This window comes from Microvirga sp. 2TAF3, assembly GCF_052114965.1.
Lineage (GTDB): Bacteria > Pseudomonadota > Alphaproteobacteria > Rhizobiales > Beijerinckiaceae > Microvirga.
The window spans coordinates 37103-52320 of the sequence record NZ_JBFRFT010000025.1; the positions used below are offsets into that span (position 1 = coordinate 37103).

At 55.8% G+C, this 15218-nt stretch carries 13 protein-coding genes and 1 tRNA gene; 10 read left to right on the forward strand and 4 right to left on the reverse strand.

The window, feature by feature from the left end; all coding sequences use genetic code 11:
• Window positions 1–14: 14 nt before the first annotated feature.
• On the forward strand, window positions 15–2321 hold the full coding sequence (locus tag AB4Y97_RS19455) for a hypothetical protein (RefSeq protein WP_442000697.1): 2307 nt from the start codon (window positions 15–17) through the stop codon (window positions 2319–2321).
• A 53-nt stretch (window positions 2322–2374) separates the two neighbouring features.
• Here the strand turns inward: AB4Y97_RS19455 and AB4Y97_RS19460 are convergent, their stop codons facing one another.
• Together AB4Y97_RS19460 and AB4Y97_RS19465 are read right to left on the reverse strand one after the other, a co-directional pair.
• Complete coding sequence (locus tag AB4Y97_RS19460; protein WP_442000698.1) at window positions 2375–3115, reverse strand: hypothetical protein; 741 nt, start codon at window positions 3113–3115, stop codon at window positions 2375–2377.
• Window positions 3116–3252: 137 nt separating this feature from the next.
• Entirely contained in the window at window positions 3253–3405 is a 153-nt protein-coding gene (locus AB4Y97_RS19465; RefSeq protein WP_442000699.1) for a helix-turn-helix domain-containing protein, read from the reverse strand.
• Window positions 3406–3706: 301 nt separating this feature from the next.
• Here AB4Y97_RS19465 and AB4Y97_RS19470 point away from each other — a divergent pair, with 301 nt between their 5' ends.
• From AB4Y97_RS19470 to AB4Y97_RS19510, 9 genes are all read left to right on the forward strand, one after another.
• Complete coding sequence (locus AB4Y97_RS19470; RefSeq protein ID WP_442000713.1) at window positions 3707–4093, forward strand: DEAD/DEAH box helicase family protein; 387 nt, start codon at window positions 3707–3709, stop codon at window positions 4091–4093.
• On the forward strand, window positions 4059–5153 hold the full coding sequence (locus AB4Y97_RS19475; protein ID WP_442000700.1) for a hypothetical protein: 1095 nt from the start codon (window positions 4059–4061) through the stop codon (window positions 5151–5153). The genes AB4Y97_RS19470 and AB4Y97_RS19475 overlap by 35 nt, the downstream gene beginning before the upstream one ends.
• A gap of 723 nt (window positions 5154–5876) precedes the next feature.
• A tRNA-Ser gene (locus tag AB4Y97_RS19480) sits at window positions 5877–5966 on the forward strand.
• Between the two features lie 407 nt (window positions 5967–6373).
• Complete coding sequence (locus AB4Y97_RS19485) at window positions 6374–7558, forward strand: tyrosine-type recombinase/integrase (protein WP_442000701.1); 1185 nt, start codon at window positions 6374–6376, stop codon at window positions 7556–7558.
• Window positions 7559–7576: 18 nt separating this feature from the next.
• Window positions 7577–8296 (forward strand): hypothetical protein, encoded by a 720-nt coding sequence (locus tag AB4Y97_RS19490; protein WP_442000702.1) that lies wholly within the window; start codon window positions 7577–7579, stop codon window positions 8294–8296.
• Window positions 8297–8390: 94 nt separating this feature from the next.
• Complete coding sequence (locus AB4Y97_RS19495; protein WP_442000703.1) at window positions 8391–8594, forward strand: helix-turn-helix domain-containing protein; 204 nt, start codon at window positions 8391–8393, stop codon at window positions 8592–8594.
• Window positions 8595–9097: 503 nt separating this feature from the next.
• Window positions 9098–10366 (forward strand): site-specific integrase, encoded by a 1269-nt coding sequence (locus AB4Y97_RS19500; protein WP_442000704.1) that lies wholly within the window; start codon window positions 9098–9100, stop codon window positions 10364–10366.
• 178 nt (window positions 10367–10544) lie between these two features.
• Window positions 10545–11477 (forward strand): hypothetical protein, encoded by a 933-nt coding sequence (locus AB4Y97_RS19505; protein WP_442000705.1) that lies wholly within the window; start codon window positions 10545–10547, stop codon window positions 11475–11477.
• Window positions 11478–11713: 236 nt separating this feature from the next.
• Entirely contained in the window at window positions 11714–13306 is a 1593-nt protein-coding gene (locus tag AB4Y97_RS19510; protein WP_442000706.1) for an ABC-F family ATP-binding cassette domain-containing protein, read from the forward strand.
• 135 nt (window positions 13307–13441) lie between these two features.
• Here the strand turns inward: AB4Y97_RS19510 and AB4Y97_RS19515 are convergent, their stop codons facing one another.
• Both AB4Y97_RS19515 and AB4Y97_RS19520 read right to left on the reverse strand, forming a co-directional pair.
• Window positions 13442–13699 carry a hypothetical protein gene (locus AB4Y97_RS19515; RefSeq protein ID WP_442000707.1) on the reverse strand — a complete coding sequence of 86 codons (258 nt, stop codon included), beginning with the start codon at window positions 13697–13699 and terminating at the stop codon, window positions 13442–13444.
• A gap of 93 nt (window positions 13700–13792) precedes the next feature.
• Complete coding sequence (locus AB4Y97_RS19520) at window positions 13793–14527, reverse strand: DUF4386 family protein (protein ID WP_442000708.1); 735 nt, start codon at window positions 14525–14527, stop codon at window positions 13793–13795.
• Between the last annotated feature and the right edge of the window lie 691 nt (window positions 14528–15218).

Sequence of the window (15218 nt, forward strand, 5' to 3'; positions counted from 1 at the left end):
GATTAGGGTATCCCATGGCGATCCAACAGATTGAGGCTGGTGAAGAGGTTTCCGTTAATCAAGCCTCATCTGGCGTTTTCCGCTATAGTACCATTACTTCCCTGGCCAATGGTGGTTGGGTGGTTACATGGCAAAGCGATTCCACGAACTATCTACGTCATTATAATGCTGATGGCTCCACATCCGGTGATGATGTGGTTCTTGGCGATTGGTCGGGCACTTCAGTTGCCGCAACACCCGATGGCGGGTGGGTGATCGCGGGGGATTATAAGAACAACGTCGTATATAAAAAATACGACGCCAACGGGGCTTCTTCGCCTCAAACCAATATCACTTACTCATATCATGCGTTCAATGGCAGCGTTGTTGCTCTGACTAGCGGGCAACTTATTTTTACATATTCTCAATACGGAACGGGTGTCACTGCCGGGTATTTCAATCAATATGGTCAAGTTTATGCCCAAGATTGGCCGGGGAAGCCGTCTATTTCAGCGTCTTTACAAGATGGTGGTTGGATCACCGCATGGATCGATACAGACAATAACATCAGGTTCACTCACTTCAATTTGATTGAGGAAACTCGTGGTGTTTTGAGAAAAGATTATGCGTTTGATCCCGCGAATGACGTCACCGATCTAGCCCTTACGAGCCTTTCCGATAGTGGCTGGCTGGTCACGTGGACGAGTGTAGACGGCACCTTTCTTCGTCGCTATGCCGCTGATGGCTCTACATCCGGTGAAGATGTCCTAGTTACGAATGCCGTTGACAAGCCCAAGATTGCTGCCTTGGCCAACGGTGGTTGGGTGGTCACGTGGTCCCAATGGGATTCTTTTGAAGGCGGTGAAGCCAACATTTATCAGCGTATCTATGGGGCTGATGGCACGGCTTACCAGATTACCCGTGTCAATGAGGACATTGCAGGCCGTCAAACATATCACGACGTCACCGCAACGGCTGACGGCTGGGTTGTGTCATGGGTTGATGAAGCTGGTGTGCATTATAAGCATTATTCGGCCTCTGACACATTCACCCTTGAAGCTGGTAGCGACAAGATCACAGGCACCGATAGTGCAACCACGATTTATACAACAGCATCGAACCTAGACGCTGGTGATATCATCAGAGGCAACGGTGGTGATGATACCCTTGAACTAACATCGGCTGGTCGTCTTGATTTGACTGCACCTGCCGTTTTCTCTGATTTTGAACGGGTTATAGGCAGTGCCGGTGACGATACATTCGTCCTCGATGCGGAGCGCCTGAACGGGATCGGAACCATAGACGGAAAGAGCGGCCTGAATCTAATCGAACTTGTTGGTGGTGGATCGTTCAATCTGTCTGTGGTGAATCTTACCGGGATCAGCCACATTGATCTGAAGGCTGCATCGGGAACCACAATCACCACCGATAGCAAGACAGACGCCCTCCTAGTCAATGGTGATGTGAGCGCATCTGATCACGTCATTCTGACAGGTGACGCCTTCAGCCGTGAGGAAAAGCGTTACCTTTTCAATAGCGGTATCGAGACGATCACTGACGCAGCCGGTACGTATACCGATGCCGCGCCGATCAAACTCACTTTTATTGGCTCCGCTATCAAAGAGAACAGTGCGGTGAATACCCTTGTGGGTACACTCTCCACCGAAGATGTGTTCTCTGACGACCTGTTCACATACAAGCTGATCACGAATCCAGGTGGTCTCTTTAGGATCGATGGCAACAAAATTCTTGTAAACGGACTGATCGATTATGAGGCCGCCAAGTCACATTCGCTTATAGTTCGTACCACGGATAGCGGCGGGAAATATCACGATCAGACCATAACCATTTCTGTTACAGACGTGTATGAGGAGGTGTATGTGCCTCCTACAAACGTCGCCACCAACGACGTGATCAGAGGCGGCAAGGGCCGGGATAATCTTTCCGGTGGCCTTGGCAACGATACCCTCTATGGCGGCTTGGGGAACGACACGCTTACAGGCGGTGCAGGTAAGGACGTGTTTGTATTCAACACCAAACCAAACAACAGCACCAATCGGGATAAGATCATTGACTTCAATGTCAGGGACGATTCCGTATGGCTGGATAATGCTGTGTTCAAGAAGCTCGGCAGTGGCACACTAAGCAGCCCCAAAAAGCTGAATAAGGCTTACTTCACCGTGGGTGATCGAGCCAAGGATAAGAACGATTATCTCGTCTACAACAAGAAAACCGGTACCCTCTCATATGACGTTGATGGGTCCGGTTCTGGTAAGGCCGTTCAGATTGCCGTCCTGAAGAAAGGGCTTGCTCTGACTTATGCCGACTTCTTCGTTGTATAGGTGTTAGGACCCTTTTTAGTTTGCCGCAAAAAGGGTCCTATTGGGCTCATAAATTACAAGTGGGACGCCCACTCCCATAAGGCCAATGCCACTGTGACAATCATAATGAAGCCGGGAAATGCTTTCTTTGGAGCAATAAGGTCAACGACCTTTGCAAACCAAATCGGCAGGGCAATCAACGCGACAGAGGCAAAAGCTATAGGGGCGACTATAAGCCATGTCAGAAGATAGAATATCGCAAAAGAAACGGCGAAAATTGCAGAGATGATGCCGCCGAGAACCGCAGGGTTATTGACGTGAGGAACATTCAACCCTATTCCCGCCATCAAGGTGTAAAATGGCTCCGCGCTGGTGTTGATCCAGGATGTTCCACTCACAAAATCAATTGCGCCAATGACCAGCGGGCCAAGGGCGGCCAACACGAGAGGAGCCGACTTGGCCAATTCCTTTTTGTGTTCTGTGGACCATTGAATTGAGAACCAGCCTAAAAAGGTTGCGACGAAAGCAACCGAGAGAACAGAGCCTAATGCTTTGTTCGCTTCCACACTACGCCCAAGAATGAAAAATGCGACCACAACAATGACAGTCGCCCAACCGTAGACTTTCTTGAGCGACTTAAGACCCTCATGAATGCTGGCTCTCTTGAGGCGATTATTGAATGAGCCGTAGCCACATTCGATCAAGGTAAGCACCTCATCAACCTTAGTGTGTTGGCGAGCCGCTGAACCCATTCCGTAGATTGCAACAAAGGCAGTCAGTAGCGCGATCAAGAGATCAAAGATGTGCAGTCCCATAGTGATGCTCCCGTTAGGTGTGAGATGCTTGCAAGACCTATGAAATGATATTCTCTTGCAAGTGACAACTAAGAGGGCCTGAGGCATTGCCGATATGCCTCTATCGGGCCTTACCTAAGGACAGGACTGATGTACTTTCATGTCCGAGCTTCGTGAGATTTGAGGGCGCGATGAACGCTCATTCGGCTGATGCCAAGCTCTTTTGCGACGGGAGATGATCCATGACCAGCCGCCTTCATCTCTCGGACCCGATCAATGGGACTGACGCCCCTGCCTTTATAGCGCCCCATTTTTTCACCGCCTCTCCGAGGTCGGCTATGAGGTTAGCTCAAGGTTAGTGTTGGGGTGCTGGCGCGTTTCCCAAAATATGTGTTGACAAGCTTCACAATATTCTATATAAAGCGAAAATAATGAGAGGATTGCCTTGGGCTAATTCTCATTAAACCCCTCAAAATTATAACTTTTTGCAGGCTTAGTCTCCTTGATAGGCGCAGATAATTGCGTCTTTGCATTGATAGACTGAGATGGGGAGACCTGTGTGCTCTCTTTTATTAAGATAAGCCATAGGAGAGGGTATATGATTTACAAGCTATATTAATATTCCACTGGAAATTTGCTAAAAGAGAGAAAAATTTGGAGTATATGTATTTATCTGCGCCAGCAGGATCAGGGAAAACTCAGTCAATTGTAGAATTTTCTATCAGAAACGCCAACGATGGGCGAAAAACACTTATAGTGCAGCCGACCAAGCTCCTCGTCGATAGCACAGCAGAGCGAATCCGACGTGCCAGCCAATCGGTAAGGGTTCGATCTATTCACACTGGCACGGTGTGTGGAGCGACGGAGGAAATTTCGAAGCATATTGGGAGGGCAGACACAGACGCGGAAGTGCTTTTAATCTGTCAAAAAGGATTTGATCAGCTCCAAGAGATGCCTCGACTGAATGAGTGGGACGCCAATTTTCGACGAGGAGCTTAATCTTGACGTCTCACATGTGCTGAATATCCCCAAATCTCACCCGATTATAACGCAATATCTCAGCCTTGAGGCTGTTACGGATAGGTATAGCCGTCTCAAGATCAATGACATTGCTGAAGTGCAGGCAATTGCGAACAACAAAAGTGGTGACGAAGTTTGGGGCAAACTTCAGACATTTGCCCGCTATCTCTGCTCAGAAGATTGGGAAACCTATGTTCTCACTAACAGCTTCACCAAGCTTTTGAGCCGTAAGAACGTAAAGCTAACTGCATATTCGGTGCGTAAGGCATCCAGCCTAAGCATCTTCAAATCGGTTCGTTTTGCATCTGCCTTGTTTGAGCACACCCTTCTTTATCAAGGCTGGAAGGCTCAAGGGGTGAACTTTATTGAAGACCAGGACCTAAAGAGGGGATTGTCCTTTAGTGAGCATGAGAACGGCCATCTGCTCACCATTAAATGGGGTCTCCCTGGTGTATGGTCCAAACATCACCGCAATCAAGCAGGTGTCGAAGACGCTATTATCAAGGCGATGAGGCGCGATTTGGCTGACCAATCATTCCTATGGCAGCAGAACAAAGACAGGGCAGATACGCTGCCGTTCTTGGGCATGGATGGAGCGAAAGAACTCCCAAACTTTCCTCACGGCCTAAATGACTTTTCTGGCTACCATACTGTGGCCATTCTAACGGCAGCGCATCTGGCTCCTGACCGTCGTAAATTCCATCAAGAGTTATGGGGCTTGGCACCATCGCAGATCGGTACGCATCTCTTGTCAGTCTATCAGGCTGTGATGCGCTCTTCCTTGCGTAAGCCTCAATGCACTGGGCCGAAAACCATTCTGATTCCTGACTATGCGACGGTAAAGTCGCTGTTGGACATTTTCCCTGGTAGCAGAGCTGTCCAGTTGGATGTTGGGCTTGAGAGCAGCGAAGTCTCAAGGAAACGAGGAAGACCACGAATCCATAAGGATGATGCTGAGCGTTTGCGAGCTTGGAGGCGCAAGAACCAAGCTAAGCATCAGATTTCAGATGCCATTCACATGCTCGTACCTCGCATATGAATGCGCTTCGCGATTTAGATGAAGATTCATCTGAAACGTAAAGTCTATATTTTAATTAAATTCGTTACATTCAGGCTTGGAGCGTAGCGACAAGTCGAGTGCGTAGCGCGAGACGACTTAATTACACAACTTATATTCATGGAAAACAATGACATCATTGAAACTGAATACACATTCAATAAAATTGAAACCGCCCCATAGGATAAAATATATCAGCAGCAATTATCTGCAATTAAAAATTTAAATTAAAAATCACAACGTTAACTCAGGGATACATTTATGAAATACATTAACAATATACCCAATTGCTGCGACTGTGGCGGCCCTCTTGCTGATGATTGGGACTACTCAGATGATGAGTCTTTCGACTGTAAAGAGTGCCAAGAGAAAGCTGAAGAGCGTAGACGAGAACGCGAAGAGCGAAGAGAGCGCAGTCGCTTCTCTCCTATCGATGCAAAGCGTTGGCTCGATTGATCTGATGCAAATGAGAAACCCTGCCTCAACAGCAGGGTTCTCTCTTATAAGCACATGAATACCGAGGCAGTCCCGCAGACCGACTTGTCACACTGGTGTCACACTGAATGAGACGCACCTGGCCCCAAATTGGATTGTACACCTTACTAACTCGGTCTTGCGACGGCAAACTAATCTGATATGGTTTTTAGATAACGGCTTAATCTACAAGCTGTTTTGGATATATGGCGCACAAGGCCTTCGCCCTCCGGAGAGGTGGCAGAGTGGTTGAATGCACCGCACTCGAAATGCGGCATACGGGCAACCGTATCGGGAGTTCGAATCTCCCCCTCTCCGCCATTATCTAAACTCTTGATATTGTTCTGTTTTTAAATTCGGGCCCAGGCTCGCAAGTGCCCGAAATGTCGGTTCTTTTCGGCAAATCGCATTCTCTGGCAGCCCGAATCCAAGACCTCAACGCGGTCGCAAATGGGTCGAATTACGCTGTGCTCTCCCGCGCCAAATGCTCCAGTCCGGTTGTGAAATTGAAAAGCCTGTGGCGCCCAGCGGTGGGATTCGAACCCAAGACCCTCTGATTAAAAGTCAGGCATTGGTCGATTCCTTATAATGGATACCAGTAGCCGGCCGGTCACAAACCATTGCTACTGCTGAATTTCTGCGAGTTATTCATTCCTGCCAATAGCTCAGATTGCATTTTTCTGGCTACCTATTTGCAATTCAGGTAGCCAACCGCGAGCCCTCCCGTCATGCCCAGCTGCAAGCTCACCAAGCGTGTCATCGACGCCCTGCCCTCCCCGAGTGACTGTGACGCGATCTGGTGGGACGAAGACCTCAAGGGCTTTGGGCTCAAGATCACGCCCGCTGGTCGAAAGGTCTTCCTCGTCCAGTACCGACCGGCCGGCGACCGCCGCAATCCGCGCAAGTACACCATCGGCGAGTATGGCCCGACCACGCCGCACCAGGCCCGGGTCGAGGCGCAACGGGTTCTGGCCAAGCGCGCTGCCGGGCGCGATCCGCAGGAGGAGAAGCGGATCTCAAAGCGCCGCATCGCCTCCGAGCAGGTGGCAGATCTCGCAGCAGAGTTCATCGCCCGCCATGTCGCTCAGAACCGAACTGCCGCGGAGACCACCCGCATTTTGAACCGGGAGGTCCTGCCATACTGGAGCTCGTGGACCTTGGCCGAAGTGCGCAAGCGCGATGTCATCGCCTTGCTCGACCGGGTGCGGGAACGGGGCTCGCCGGTCATGGCCAACCGTGTCTTGGCCGCCATCCGCAAGTTCTTCAACTGGTGCATCGGACGGGGTATCCTGGACACGTCACCATGTGCCGGGGTTGCCGCACCCGCCCGGGAGCAGGCGCGACATCGCACTCTGGCGGACGATGAATTGGCAGACATCTTGCGAGCGGCCCGCGAGATCGGATTTCCCTTTGGCTCAATCGTGGCGATGTTGGCCCTCACGGACCAGCGCCGGGACGAGGTCGGACGCATGGCTTGGGTCCAGGTGGATCTGGACAAGGGGCTCTGGATCGTCCCAGGCGAGCACGCCAAGAACGGCAAGCCCCATACTGTCCACCTCAGCCCTCCGGCTCTCACTCTCTTGAACCAAACGCCTCAAACTGGGGACTTGGTCTTTTCCGGCGGCGGGACTACCCTGTTCCAGGGCTACTCAAAGGCCAAGGCGCGCCTCGACCGCCTTTCGGGCGTGAGCGACTGGAGCCTGCACGATCTGCGCCGCACCGTCGTATCAGGCATGGCCCGCCTCGGGGTGTCGCCGCACGTGGCCGACAAGATCCTCAATCACCAAAGCGGCACGATCTCCGGGGTTGCCGCCGTCTACCAGCGCCACGAGTTCATGGCCGAGCGCCACGAGGCGCTACGCCTTTGGGGAGATCATGTGACTTCGCTGAGCGCGCAAGCGATGGCAGCTTGAGTTCTAGAGCGTATCGTCATGACAACTTTCGATTTTGACACGCTCGTTGGTGGCGGATCCTCGATCTACGCGGTTGATATCGCAGAGGATCAATTCAGAACGATTGTCCTGGATCCTTCGAAGCGCTTCCACCGTGAGGCGCCCGATCCTGCGGCAGCCTATCAGGAACTCATGCCCGCTATTCGCTTCGTGGCGGGCACCTACTGGAACGAGGTGGCCCGGATCAATCGCAAAAGTGTTGGCCAGCGCCTGCGAGAACTCGAGGCGGCGTTGGCCAGGAGCGCAGAGCTTCTTGTCGGCCTAAACGAGGGCCTGCAGTTTGATCTCGATGTTGAGGTTATCAATATCCTGGCGATGACAAAGGCTCTCGGGCGACAGGGCATCCTGCCCCGGGACACGCGCCGCGAACTCGAGACCGGCCTTCACGTGATCGAGGCGATGCATGCGACGGTCGAACAGGCGCTTGTGGTGGTTACGATGTCGTCCAGCCGCAAAGGCCGTCGTCAGTCGGATTGGAAGGCGGAATTGTTCGATCTCATGGCCAGCGTTGCCGGCCATCTCGGCATCGAGGTGACGACGGCAGGCAGTCGCGAGGCAAACCCCTACTCCACTCCCTTTACGGAACTCGTCTTCGAGATTGAGCGCTTCCTGCCGGAGGGTATGCATTCGGAGAGCTTGGCCGCCTGCGCCCGGCGGATCGATCGCGCCCGCGGCAAGGGCGGTCCAAAACGAAAATAGGGCTCGCTGCGCACCAATTCTGTCGTGTGACGATCTTTGAGGCTTCTGAAACCTCTCGGGGCACGGTGATGGCCGTGGATACCTGAGGTGCCAGATGGACAAACCTAAGAACCGGCGACTTGCGACGCCGAAGGAGGCGGCAGAACGCCTCAAAGTGAGCGTGAGCTTTCTGGCGAAGGCCCGCATGAAAGGGACGGGACCGCGCTTCCTGCGACTGGGGCGAGCAATCCGGTACGCGGAAGAAGCCCTGGACGAGTATGAGGCAGTCAACACCCGCAAATCCACAAGTGAATATTGATGCAGCGAGCGCCCGGCACGACACTGCCGGGCGCTGCTATAGCAACGTCGATCTCGCTGAGCACACAATGCGAATAATCGGCAACGATAAAGAATGACCATACATCGATGTATACTTTGACTTACAGAGTTTATGATCGTACATTGAAGTACCAGGCGATGGTATTCACTTGACGTATTCACAATATGGACTAACGTAAATCACAATACAGCTTGGGGAACGATCAGCCATCTTTAGGAGATCACAATGAGCCCAGCCCAAGAGCCATTCTTTCAGGATCTGATCACCGGTCTCACCAATGACACGACACTCTCGCTGCAACGCCGCCGTCAGTTGCTCTGCTCTGTTCGGCGGATCGCAAAGGCTTTGGATCGCAGATTTGACGAACTGCCTGCCTCTTGGAACAGGGTTCGCTCTCGGGTTGAGCAGATCCATCCGGCCGAACTCGGCTGGACACCTCAGACTGCAGCCAATCACCGCTCTAGCCTGCGCAAGGCGCTGCAGTGGTTCCAGCCAACTTCCGGGGCTCAGCAGGCAGGCAAGCTGAGCAGACGCCGCAGGGCTATGGCCTCTATGAGCACCGTCAAATCGTCCGAGCCTGGAACCTCTGTACTCAGACCATTACGGGCTGGCCCAAGCAGCAACTCATGGTGCCTCGCGACCGGCGCTACAAAGGGCCCGTTTGGACGAACTTTCCCGCAAGTTTGCAGGTTGAGGTCGAGAACTACTTTGATGGCATCACCCGCCAACAGCGGCGGCTTGGACGAAGAAATGCGAGGAGTTGCTCGCCCAGAACCATCCAGACCCGGCGGCGAGAGCTCATCGCCTTCGCCGGCAAAGCGGTCTCGATCGGACACCCGATCGAGACCCTCACCTCCCTGTCGGTTCTCCTAGATCCGGCCGTGGTCCGGGATGTGGTCGAAGCCTACTGGGCGGAAGATGGGGACAAGCCAAAGCGCTACACCGTCGACTTGCCCTGGAGGGTGTTTGTCATCGCCCGCGGAAGCCAGTGCTTGGAGCCCGAGGCCCTGGACGAACTGGCCGAGATCCGATCCGCAGCGCAGCAGCACCAGCCACGTGGGCTGACCGAGAAGAACCGGAGTGTGATCCGGGCGGCCAAGTCAACGAACGTCTGGGCGCGGGTCAGCGCGCTGCCTGAAATCCTGATGCGCGAGGCACGCCAACAGCGGGTGAGAAGCCTCCGCAAGGCTGCGCTGAAGGCGCAGATTGCTGTCGCAATCGGCATTCTGACTGTGGCGCCGGTGCGCATCGGCAATCTCGCTGCAACCGAGCTCGACCAGCATCTCTTCCGGGTCGGAGGACCAAAAGGGCACTTCTGGCTGCAGTACGAAGCCCACGAAGTGAAGAACCATGTGGATCTCGAGTTCACGTTCGATGCCGAACTGACGGCCCTTGTGACCGAGTACATCGAGGTACATCGACCGGTTCTGCTGCGCGGCTCGAACAAGCGCTGGCTCTTTCCTGGAGTGAACAATGGCGGCTCCAAGGCACCGCACCTTCTGAGTGCCCAGATCCGCAACATGGTCGAACAGCGGACCGGATTGCGGGTCACCGTGCATCAGTTCCGGCATGTCGCGGCCTCGATGCTCCTCAAGAAGTTCCCTGGCAACTATCCACTTGTTGCGAAGGTCCTTGGGCACAAGGGCACGAGGACATCGATGAACAACTACATCGGTCTTGAGACGCTCGAGGCCAATCAGATTTTTGCGGCACTTGCTCGCGAGAACAGGCGCTCTCATCAATTGGTGTGAGGTGACAGAGATGGCAAGCTCCCTTCCCCTCTCCTTCTGGCCAAGCGACGACCAGTGTGCCTGGGCTGAGGCGTGCCGTCCTACGCAGCGGCTACGCCTTGGTGGCCGGGCCTCTCATATGAAGCGAGTATCCCAAGACGAGCTGGCGCGGCGCTATGGCTATTTCCTCTGAGCTTTGATGCAGGCCGGACAGTTCGATCCGGATGCACCAGCCGGTGCTCAGGTCACCCCGGAGGCCGTGGAACTCTTTATTACGCTCGTCGAGCCCCATTGGAGCAGCGTCACCCTATTCCAGTCCGTGTTCAAGCTGAGGCGGATGACCGAGATCTTGGCGCCGGAGAGAGACCTGGTCTGGCTGCGTGAGATCGAGGCGGAACTGCGAGCCGAAGCACGCCCAAAGCGCCGTCGCGAGAACGTCACGAGCGATGAGCTGTTGCAGGCAGGGGAAGCGCTGTTCAAGGAGGCTGAGATTGCCTCTCACCTCAGCCCGAAGAAGCGGGCTTGTCTGGCCCGCAATGGACTGATGATGGCGCTGCTCGCGGTACGCCCGATCCGGCACAAGAACTTTGGCGCACTGATGCTGGGAACCAGCTTCCGTCATCTTGACGGCAGCTGGTGGATCATCCTCGAGGCTGAGGACACGAAGGGCGGCCGCGTGGATGAGAGATGCGTGCCGGACTATCTGAACCCACTCATAGTTCGGTATCTCACCACCTATAGGCCAGTTCTCCTCAGAGAACAGACTCCTGGTACGAATGGTGAGAGGGTCAGTGCTAGAGGCATGCAGCCACTACCGAACGGCCTATTGGAAAACCTATCCGGCCCGCTATGGATCGCGGTCACAGGACAGCCCCTCACCTACTCTGCGGTGGGGGCAGCAATTACCGTCGCAACGGAAGTCACGATTGGAGTCCCGCTGAGTCCACATGCATTTCGTCGTGCCGCGAGAACGACGGTGACCTATTTTGGTGGGGAACATCCCCACTTGACCCAAGGAGTGCTGCAACACAACAGCGCCCGTGTCGGAGACGAGCATTACGACAGAGACTCAACCCGACGAGCGGACCTTGAGCTCACCGCAATTGTACGAGAGCTCAGAATCAGAAAATGAACCTCAGCACGTGACCTGGGGCTCCGCTTCTAAACGGCATTCGGTAGCAAAGACCACCAGGCTGTAGACGTCCCCGAGGCCTGGTCAGGGACTTGCGCCACGTAGAGTGCTTCCGTATATCTGGCATCCGACGCTCAGCCAACCGAGAGGCGTCAGTTTCGATAGGACGTGTGCAGCAATGGATTTCAACCTGACCGCAATGCCAACTCGCCTTGCCATCGGGGAAAACCATATCCATGCCTGCTTCAATCACCGTCTCCAATCTTTCATGGTCCACGCCTGACGGCCGTATCCTTCTTTCCGATCTCGAGCAGAGTTTCGGCTCGGAACGAACGGGACTGGTCGGTCGCAACGGCGTCGGGAAAACCACGCTCCTCAAGCTGATCTCCGGTGAAGTGCCGCCTCACTCCGGCACCGTCACCGTCAACGGCTCCATGGGCATCCTACGCCAAGCCGCTCAGGTCGATCCAAACGAAACGGTCGCCGACCTGTTCGGCATTGCCGAAGCATTGGCCCTTCTCCGCCGCGCTGACCACGACGAGGCCACAACCGAAGAGCTTGCAAGTGCCGATTGGACCCTGGAAGCACGCGTTGCGTCCGCCCTCGGCCGTGTCGGGCTGAATGCGAGCCCCGAAACGCATTTGGCAACGTTGTCGGGCGGACAGAGCACGCGGGCTCGCCTTGCGGCGCTCATCTTCGCGGAGCCTCAGTTCCTGCTCCTGGATGAGCCGACCAACAACCTCGACGTGGAGGGACGCAAGGCGGTGATCGACCTTCTCGCGAACTGGCGGGGCGGCGCGATCATCGTCAGTCATGACCGGGAACTGCTCGAAACCATGGATGTCATCGTCGAGCTGACCTCCCTGGGAGCCACACGCTACGGCGGCAACTGGAGCCAGTACCGCGAGCGCAAGGCCCTCGAGCTTGCAGCAGCGCGGCGCGATCTGGGTGATGCCGAGAAACGCGTTTCCGACATTGACCGAAGGGCGCAGGAGACGGCCGAGAGGAAGGCGCGCAAGGATCGCGCAGGCCAGAGGAAGCGTACACAGGGCGACATGCCACGCATCCTCATGGGGATGCGGAAGGATCGCAGCGAAGACACGGGAGGTGAAAACGCCCGTCTCGCCGAGCGGCGCCGGACGCAGGCTCTCGAGGCCGCCGCCTCCGCCCGCGAACGCATCGAAGTCCTTCAGCCGCTCTCCGTCGTTCTCCCGCCAACGCACCTGCCGCCTGGCAAGACAGTCCTCACGATTGATGCCGCGAGCGTGGGCTACGAACCGGAGCGGCCCATCCTCAGTAATCTTTCCTTTTCCGTCACCGGGCCCGAACGTATTGCGGTTGTCGGCTCCAACGGCTCCGGCAAGACGACGCTGCTGGCGCTCGTCACCGGGCAGTTGCGACCCTGGACCGGAACCGTGCGGGTCATGACCGACTTCGCGATGTTCGACCAACGGGTGAGCCTTCTCGATCCTTCGACATCGATCCGAGACAACTTCCGGCGGCTCAACCCGAAGGCTGACGAGAATGCCTGCCGGGCGGCTCTGGCCCGGTTCATGTTCCGAGCCAATGCGGCGCTACAGATCGTCTCCAGCCTGAGCGGCGGGCAGTTGCTTCGTGCGGGTCTCGCCTGCGTACTTAGCGGGCCAAAGCCGCCTCCTCTCCTGATCCTCGACGAGCCGACGAACCATCTGGACATCGACTCCATCGAAGCCGTCGAGGCGGGATTGCGAGCCTATGACGGCGCACTATTGGTCGTCAGCCACGATGAAACGTTCCTGGAGGCTGTTGGAGTTTCACGCAGGCTGGATCTCGCGGGCGCGCAAACCTGATTGGGTGGTCTTTGCTACCGAATGCCGCTTCTAAACGCAATCTAGAACCTGGCGCTCCCGATCAGGTTCCTCAGGATCATGAAGTCTGGCGAGGCACTCAGTCACTCTTCCTTCCAAATCGGAAGGGCGGCTATCTCACCCAACGGCAGTGATCTGGACGCCCGCCGTCTGTAGAAGCTGATAAAGCATCGTGATCTTGGTGCGCTGCCCGCGGCGCGCACAGTAGGTGAAGATCACCCGCTGCTTAGCACGTGCGAAGGCCACGAAGAACCCGGCTGTCCCCTCTATATGGTCGGAAGCAAAGCTCCACCACGCGCCGTCATCGAGGCCGACGAAGATGACTGTATGATATTCGAGGATCACCGAGCAATTAAACTGACGACCTTTGAACATCTTGCGCCTCCGGCACTTGCCGGACGCGTAGACTCAGCGGAGTTACCGGACAGTTTGTGACACTTCCGCTTGAGGTAGTCGGCCGTAGGATAGCTAGATGACGGTGGGGAGGCTTCCGTCTTCATCGACAATCTCAGAACTTTGCATTTGCCAAGCGACGGCGCCCAGCCAGATCATCCACACCAGACTCAAGACCCAGGCCAGAACGATTGCGACCGACTGCGTTGGCGAAAAGCCCTCGGCGGCGGCCACCCAGCCCTGCACGAGGTAGGTGAGGCCGGAGAGGCCCATCAGGTAGGCTATCGGCCGTGGAGCCCAAGCCATCCGCACCACCGCGGCCGCGAACAGGAGCAAAGCGAGGCCCAGCACGAAATCCTGGTAGCTCCTTACCCCCCACTCAAGCCAGCGGATGGCCTCGGCGCTCGCAAAGCGTGCCGCCTTCTCGGCGTCCGGGGCGTTCGCCCACGCGTTCACGGCCTGCTTGAGGGCGACCCCGTCCACCGCCTGGAGGACGCCGTACAGCGCCAGCGCCGCAACCGCTGAAGCCGCACCGAGGCGACCCGCCCACCTTGCCGTTCCATCCTGCACGTCCAGGACAAAGAATAGGGCGAGCAGCCCCGCGAGCAGGATCGCCATGCTCGCGAACTGACCGAGGTGCACGGCCGTCCAGATCCCGTTGCCTGCGTAAGCAGCGAAGATGGCGGGATGGTTATTGGCGTCCCCGCCGGCGTGAAACTGGGTGACCACGATGTACAGGAGTTGTCCCACGAACAGCATACCGGACGAAAGGCGCAGCGACGTACGCCGGCTGAATGTTCTGTTGGTCATAACCATGCTCCTCGTGCGGTTCATCGGACGACGTCGAAATGTATCATCTGCACCGAACGGACGGCGGAGTGCATCATCCCAGCCACTTGGTCGGGGCCTCTTCCGGCGCCGTTGCGGCGCAGGTCAGATAGCGCGCAACCTATGCATGCAGTCGGTGTAGCGCTTGAACGTAGCTGCTGACTTTTGTCGCCGAATCCCGTGTGGTAGGCCTTGAACGAAAGCGGAGATTGCGGGCGGAACACATGAGGATCGTAGGGCGCGTGCGAACGAAGCCATGTTCGCCGACTCGGTCCACTTCAGCCGAACGGTTCACCGAATGTTTGGGGTTCCGGCAGCGGCCTTACAGCTCTTATGACAGCGGCGATCTTGTCCAACCACGCTCAATCGTAAGAAGAGTGGTGCTCGTTCGTCGAACAGACCGCGACAGTTCAGGATGAAATTTCCTCAAGGAATGGCCGCTGCGGGTCAAATCAGAAATCTGCTGCCCTTCGGGAGCGTCCGATTTGCCCTTCCTGAGCAGACATTCGCCCTACTTCCGCCTCGTGCCATGTGTGGACGGCTCCCCGTTGGCAAGGGTTTTGTTGAACGCTGCTGCAAGGTTGGTCGGTGCGGCCATGTGTTCGACCTGTTGCTGCGGTGCTCATGACCGCTGGCCATAATGCCCTCCGCGAAGGGGTCCCGACCAAAAGCT

Bases quoted from the DNA above. Each gene is read 5' to 3' on its own strand.
- AB4Y97_RS19490 (WP_442000702.1), top strand. From the start codon at position 7,577: ATGACAACTTTCGATTTTGACACGCTCGTTGGTGGCGGATCCTCGATC.
- AB4Y97_RS19460 (WP_442000698.1), bottom strand. From the start codon at position 3,115: ATGGGACTGCACATCTTTGATCTCTTGATCGCGCTACTGACTGCCTTT.
- AB4Y97_RS19495 (WP_442000703.1), top strand. From the start codon at position 8,391: ATGGACAAACCTAAGAACCGGCGACTTGCGACGCCGAAGGAGGCGGCA.
- AB4Y97_RS19465 (WP_442000699.1), bottom strand. From the start codon at position 3,405: ATGGGGCGCTATAAAGGCAGGGGCGTCAGTCCCATTGATCGGGTCCGA.
- AB4Y97_RS19455 (WP_442000697.1), top strand. From the start codon at position 15: ATGGCGATCCAACAGATTGAGGCTGGTGAAGAGGTTTCCGTTAATCAA.
- AB4Y97_RS19520 (WP_442000708.1), bottom strand. From the start codon at position 14,527: ATGACCAACAGAACATTCAGCCGGCGTACGTCGCTGCGCCTTTCGTCC.
- AB4Y97_RS19515 (WP_442000707.1), bottom strand. From the start codon at position 13,699: ATGTTCAAAGGTCGTCAGTTTAATTGCTCGGTGATCCTCGAATATCAT.
- AB4Y97_RS19505 (WP_442000705.1), top strand. From the start codon at position 10,545: ATGCAGGCCGGACAGTTCGATCCGGATGCACCAGCCGGTGCTCAGGTC.
- AB4Y97_RS19485 (WP_442000701.1), top strand. From the start codon at position 6,374: ATGCCCAGCTGCAAGCTCACCAAGCGTGTCATCGACGCCCTGCCCTCC.
- AB4Y97_RS19475 (WP_442000700.1), top strand. From the start codon at position 4,059: ATGAGTGGGACGCCAATTTTCGACGAGGAGCTTAATCTTGACGTCTCA.
- AB4Y97_RS19510 (WP_442000706.1), top strand. From the start codon at position 11,714: ATGCCTGCTTCAATCACCGTCTCCAATCTTTCATGGTCCACGCCTGAC.